Source organism: Thermanaeromonas sp. (assembly GCF_021890735.1).
GTDB lineage: Bacteria > Bacillota > DSM-521 > Neomoorellales > Neomoorellaceae > Thermanaeromonas.
Window position 1 is genome coordinate 1 of record NZ_JAKKUR010000099.1, and the last position, 5494, is coordinate 5494.

Annotated in this window: 6 protein-coding genes; all 6 read left to right on the forward strand. The window is 49.9% G+C overall.

The window, feature by feature from the left end; translation table 11 throughout:
* On the forward strand, positions 1 to 1115 hold a 1115-nt coding region (locus L5656_RS10320; protein ID WP_297202651.1), incomplete at its 5' end, for a trans-sulfuration enzyme family protein.
* 120 nt (positions 1116 to 1235) lie between these two features.
* Positions 1236 to 2351 carry a phosphate ABC transporter substrate-binding protein PstS gene (gene pstS / locus L5656_RS10325; protein WP_297202653.1) on the forward strand — a complete coding sequence of 372 codons (1116 nt, stop codon included), beginning with the start codon at positions 1236 to 1238 and terminating at the stop codon, positions 2349 to 2351.
* A gap of 164 nt (positions 2352 to 2515) precedes the next feature.
* Complete coding sequence (pstC, locus tag L5656_RS10330) at positions 2516 to 3436, forward strand: phosphate ABC transporter permease subunit PstC (protein WP_297202655.1); 921 nt, start codon at positions 2516 to 2518, stop codon at positions 3434 to 3436.
* A gap of 41 nt (positions 3437 to 3477) precedes the next feature.
* Positions 3478 to 4281, forward strand: coding sequence for a phosphate ABC transporter permease PstA (gene pstA, locus L5656_RS10335; RefSeq protein WP_297202657.1), 804 nt, complete (start codon positions 3478 to 3480; stop codon positions 4279 to 4281).
* 4 nt (positions 4282 to 4285) lie between these two features.
* Positions 4286 to 5044 carry a phosphate ABC transporter ATP-binding protein PstB gene (gene pstB, locus L5656_RS10340; RefSeq protein ID WP_297202659.1) on the forward strand — a complete coding sequence of 253 codons (759 nt, stop codon included), beginning with the start codon at positions 4286 to 4288 and terminating at the stop codon, positions 5042 to 5044.
* Positions 5045 to 5318: 274 nt separating this feature from the next.
* Positions 5319 to 5489, forward strand: a complete 171-nt coding sequence (locus tag L5656_RS10345; RefSeq protein ID WP_297202661.1) for a hypothetical protein — start codon at positions 5319 to 5321, stop codon at positions 5487 to 5489.
* Positions 5490 to 5494: the final 5 nt, after the last annotated feature.

Here is a 5494-nt window from a genome sequence, read left to right on the forward strand (position 1 = left end):
ACAACAAATGGTCCCAAGACCCTTATACCGGCGGAGTTAGCATTCCTATCCACCAGAGCGTCATATTTGCCCAGGAAAACCTAGAAGAGGTAGGCGAATACGAGTACACCCGAACGGGTAACCCCACCCGGAGGGCTTTAGAGGAGACCATCGCAATACTCGAAGGCGGGAGATACGGGTTTGCCTTCGCTTCCGGTATGGCAGCTATAACGGCCGCCTTGTGCCTTTTCTCCGCCGGTGATCATTTACTAGTTTCTCAGGATATTTATGGCGGCACCTATCGGGCCCTCACCAGAGTGTTCAGCCGCTTCGGCCTAGAGATAACCTTCGTGGATACCACGGATCCTGAACAGGTGGCAGCCAGGATCAAAGGTAATACCAAAGGATTGTACCTGGAGACCCCTTCTAACCCCCTCATGAAAATTACCGATCTACGAACGATGGCAGCCCTCGCTAAGGCCAGAGGCCTCATAACTATTGCCGATAACACCTTCATGACGCCCTATTTTCAGCGGCCCCTGGAGCTGGGGATAGACGTAGTAGTCCACAGCGCCACCAAATATTTAGGGGGCCACAGCGACTGTCTGGCTGGGCTGGTGATAACCCGGGATAATCGTCTGGCCCGGGAACTGGGGGTGGTGCAGAATACCCTGGGTGCGGTCCTGGCTCCCCATGAATGCTGGCTCATTTTGCGGGGGATTAAAACCTTAAAGGTGCGCTTAGAGCAACAGGAGCGTACGGCGGCGTGCTTGGCCGGATGGCTGGCCGGTTTACCAGAAGTAAAGGCGGTGTATTATCCCGGCTTGCCTAAACATCCCGGCCGGGAAATCCACTTCCGGCAGGCTAGCGGCGCCGGAGGAGTGCTCTCCTTTCGCTTGTCTAATGCAGAATTGGCTCGGCGGGTGATAAACAATGTACGTCTTCCGGTGATCGGGTCAAGCTTGGGGGCGGTGGAGAGTATCATTTCCCTACCGTCCACTATGTCCCACGCCAGCCTCCCGGAGGACTTAAAGGAGCGCCTGGGTATAACTCCTGATTTAGTACGGCTTTCCGTGGGGTTAGAGGAGGCTGAGGATCTCAAAGACGATTTGGAAAGGGCTCTAAGGGAGGTTTAACATAACTTTAACCAGTGGGTAATTGAGAATTAACAGAAGGATTGTATAATGAACCCTGGTAGGCCAAGCCTGCCAGGGAAAATTGTTTTTATGATCTATTTAAGGAGGAAATAGGCTAATATGCAACTTAATTCCAGGGATAAGGGCTGGTGTAAGGCTCTTGTAGGAGCTGCTATAGTAGCGCTAGCCTTAAGCTTAGCCGGGTGCGGGTCCTCCAAACAGGAAGGGAAGGCTACACCTGATCAAGCTGGGCAGCAAGCTTCGGTAAGTCTTAACGGAGCCGGAGCTTCCTTTCCCTATCCTCTTTACAGCAAATGGATACAAGAGTATAAGAAACTCAATCCTCAAGTAACCATCGATTATCAATCCATAGGGAGTAGCGGCGGGATCAATAATATCTTGCAGGAAACAGTTGATTTTGGGGCCAGCGATGCCCCCATGAAGGATGAACAGCTAGCTAAAGCCCCTAAAGCCATAATCCACCTCCCTACAGTTGCCGGAGCCGTAGTGATTACCTATAATCTAGAAGGAATAAAAAGCGGCTTGAAACTTACCCCAGAAGTGATTGCCGATATCTTCTTAGGTAACATTAAAAAGTGGAACGATACCAGAATCACCTCCCTTAATCCTGATCTCCAGCTTCCCGACAAGGAAATAGTTGTGGCCCACCGTTCTGATGGCAGCGGCACTACTAACATTTTTACTGATTACTTGAGCAAGGTCAGCCCTACTTGGAAGGAAAAAGTAGGAAGCGGAACTTCAGTCCAGTGGCCGGTAGGTATTGGAGCCAAGGGTAATGAAGGTGTGGCAGGTACTGTAAAACAGACCCCAGGCGCCATAGGATATGTCGAGCTAGCCTATGCAGTGCAGAACAACCTCCCTTACGCGTTAATTAAAAACAAGGCCGGCAAGTTTGTAGAACCCACCTTGGATACCACTACGGCAGCCGCGGCTGGTGCGGCAGCTAATATGCCCGAAGATATGCGGGTATCTATAACGGATCCCCAGGGTGATGATGCCTATCCCATCGCCGGCTACACGTATATCTTGGTATATAAGGACCAGAAGGACAAACTTAAAGGTGAAGCCCTGGCCAAGTTCCTGTGGTGGGCCATCCATGACGGCCAAAAATATGCTAAAGATCTGCTTTATGCCCCCCTGCCCGAGAACGTCGTAAAGATGGCCGAAGCCAAGATAAAACAGATGAACTACCAAGGTACACCATTTATTAAGTAAATACCCGGGGCGGAATAAGTTGGCTATACAAAGGGGATATTCCGGGGTTTTTCTCGGAGATCCCCTTTTTTAAAACGTATTTCTTACCCTTGCCCGAATCTTTTTTATGCTATAATAGAACCTGTCGATTAAAGTATTAACGCTTCCTGTTGGAGGCTTTTTTGATGAACAAAGGGAGAGATACTTTTTTCCTGCAAATAACCCGTCTGGCTGCCTTAAGCATCGTGTTTATAATTATAGTTATGGCTCATGAGTTGTTCCGCGGCTCGGAGTTGGCTTTTAGTCGCTTTGGATTAGGGTTTCTTACAGGCTCTGAATGGGATCCTGTACACGGTAAGTTCGGAAGCTGGCCTTTGATCTATGGCACCTTAGTTTCTTCTCTAGTGGCCTTGGCCCTGGCTGTACCTTTAAGTTTGGGTGTAGCTATTTTCCTGGCGGAATTGGCTCCCCCCTGGCTCCGGGAACCCCTTTCCTTTTTAGTGGAACTTCTGGCTGCCATTCCTAGCGTGGTATACGGGCTGTGGGGGCTTTTTGTATTAGTACCCTGGCTACGGGATGTGGTACAACCCCTGTTGGGTAAAACCCTGGGGTTTCTACCGCTGTTCCAGGGACCGCCTTTGGGGGTAGGGATGCTGGCGGCGGGAATGGTGCTGGCCATCATGATCCTTCCTATTATCACAGCGGTTTCACGTGAAGTTTTACTCGCAGTACCCCAATCCCAAAGAGAGGCCATGCTGGCCTTAGGGGCCACCCGCTGGGAAACCATCCGCCGGGCTGTCCTGCCTTACGGGCGGTCAGGAATCATAGGGGCCATTATTTTGGGTTTAGGCCGAGCCCTGGGAGAGACTATGGCGGTGACCATGGTGATCGGAAACAGGCCCCAGGTTTCGGCCTCTTTGTTTGATCTCGGCCAAACCATAGCCAGCGTAATAGCCAATGAATTCAGCGAAGGTTTTGATGAGCTACATCTGTCAGCCTTGATCGCTTCAGCCTTACTCCTCTTTATAATTACTTTCAGTGTAAATATCATCGCCCGCCTTTTGGTTTGGAAAGTTAGCATATCTCAAGGAGTGAGCCGGGACTAATGATAAGCCGGAAGTTTAAGCGGAAATGGTGGAACCGGTTCATGCTTTTCCTTACAGTATTAGCCACCGGTATAGCCCTAGTACCTTTAGCCAGCATTTTGGTATATGTGGGTATTAAAGGGTTACCTGCCTTGAACTGGGAGTTTTTTACTCAGCTTCCGAAAGCGGTGGGAGAGCCCGGGGGTGGACTGGCCAACGCCATTTTGGGTACCATTATCCTTGTTTTATTGGCGGCTGGTATAGCTTTACCTTTAGGTATCCTTACCGGTATTTATTTAGCGGAGTTCGGGAAAGACCGCTTAGCCCCTACTGTTCGTTTTCTATGCGATGTTTTAACTGGTGTGCCTTCCATCATCGTCGGTATTGTGGTCTATAGCACCGTAGTTCTAACCATGAAGCGCTTTTCGGCCCTGGCGGGCGGTATAGCCCTGGCCATAATTATGCTACCGCTGGTGGCCAGGTCTACGGAAGAAATGCTAAGGCTTGTACCGCACAGCCTGCGGGAAGCTTCCCTAGCTTTGGGTGCTACGCAAGGCCGTACTATCCGGAGCGTAGTTCTTCGCAGCGCCTTGGGTGGGATAGTGACTGGGGCCATGCTGGCTACAGCTCGGGTGGCCGGAGAAACTGCTCCTTTGTTGTTTACCGCCCTGAATAGCCGGTACTGGCCCACAGGACTGGATGAGCGTATAGCGTCCCTGCCTGTGTATATTTTTACTTACTCCACCACACCCTACGAAGACTTGCATCGCCTTGCCTGGGGAGCAGCTTTAGTACTAGTAAGTATGGTTTTGGGAACCAGTATAGCAGCAAGGCTTGCGGCCAAGAAGGTTAACGGGGGGAAATAAGCCTTTGTCAGTTAAGATAAAGGTAGAGAATTTAAATGCCTGGTATGGCCGGAACCAAGTGCTGAAGGATATTAATCTGGAGATAGAAGCTAATAAAGTAACGGCCATTATCGGACCTTCCGGGTGCGGTAAGTCGACCTTTATCCGTTGTTTGAACCGGCTACATGAAGTCGTACCTGGTGCTCGGGTGCGGGGGCATGTTTGGGTTGACGGTCAGGACCTATATGCTCCTGGAGTCGATCCCACCGAGGTGCGGCACCGTATCGGGATGGTGTTCCAAAAACCAAACCCCTTTCCTACCATGTCTATTTTTGAAAATGTAGCTGTCGGCGTCCGGATACACGGATTAAAACCGGGAGTTAAACTAGAAGAGATAGTGGAGCGTAGCCTGCGCATGGCTGCACTATGGGAGGAGGTCTCGGACAGGCTTTATACTTCGGGAGTTAGCCTTTCAGGGGGACAACAGCAACGCCTTTGCATTGCCCGGGCCTTGGCTGTAGAGCCTGAAGTTTTGCTCCTGGACGAACCCTGTGCTTCTTTAGATCCTATCTCCACTTTAAAAATCGAAGATCTCCTGGTGGAGCTTAAGAAAAATTATACCATAGTGATCGTAACCCATAACATGCAACAAGCAGCTCGTGTCTCGGATTATACTGCCTTCCTGCTCGACGGTGAGCTAGTGGAGTATGGTCCTACACCGGAGATTTTTACCCGACCACGGGATAAGCGTACAGAGGATTACATTACTGGTCGCTTCGGTTAAAATGAATTAGGGATAGATGTATACGCTTAAAGCGTAAAGGATAAAAAGATTTTAGGCGGCCATGGAAATATAGCCACCTGGATGTTACAGGTGGTTTTATTATTGCTAGTCATGGCTTAACAGGAAGACGAGGAGGGATAAATGACGGACTGGTAGAGGAAGGCTAGTTGTTGTAAGTTATCTGTAGTGGAAGTTTATTGTTGTAAGTTATAGCCGAGGGAGATAGAAGGCATAATAAAGTGGAAGGTATAAACTTTAAGGAGGGAAAAGGGAAATGGCTGGGCCCCTAGCAGGAGCAGATAATGCTCCCTTAAGTTTCCGATGCAGCCGCTGTGGCAATACTTTTTCCGTGGAACCCGAGCGTAAAGCCATTTGTCCTGTTTGCGGCTTTAATTGTAATGCAGGTGGATGCCAGATGCTAGAAGCCTCGGACGAGGGGTACTAGTGATT